Origin of the sequence: Vibrio sp. OPT46 (assembly GCF_015163535.1) — a bacterium.
Classification (GTDB): Bacteria; Pseudomonadota; Gammaproteobacteria; order Enterobacterales; family Vibrionaceae; genus Vibrio; species Vibrio alginolyticus.
Genome location: NZ_JADDYG010000612.1, coordinates 1 through 418 on the forward strand (window position 1 = coordinate 1; position 418 = coordinate 418).

Consider the following 418-nt stretch of genomic DNA (forward strand, 5'->3'; position numbering starts at 1 on the left):
TCAGTAAAAGACTTCTTTGGTAACGAAGGTGCAGACTTTAAAAGTGCTTCGTACTGCTCAAGTGAAGGTGTTACGTCTTGCCAATTAAGTTGGTTCATTAAAATTCATCGTAATTCAATCTTGCCGACATTATAACGAAACGGACTATAACACCCTAGCACCAATTTGGTTTGCTCTCGGCATTCAACTCTCAATGAACAATACTTAGACAAATGAGTGATCAACATCGATACTTCTAAGAGTTTTATTTGCCCAAGTAAACCATCTGGGTTACGCTGTCACTAGGTTATGTTTATGGGTCGGAACAAATGAAATATCAACAGCTTGAGAATCTAGAATGTGGGTGGAAATGGAAGTATCTCATCAAAAAATGGAAAGATGGTGAAGCGATTACCCGACATATTGATACAAGCGAAGC

At 38.5% G+C, this 418-nt stretch carries 1 pseudogene; it reads left to right on the top strand.

Features of this window, described 5'->3' with window-relative positions:
- Positions 1 to 308 precede the first annotated feature (308 nt).
- Positions 309 to 418, top strand: a pseudogene (locus IQR33_RS36015) (Ter macrodomain-binding protein MatP); the annotation flags it as partial.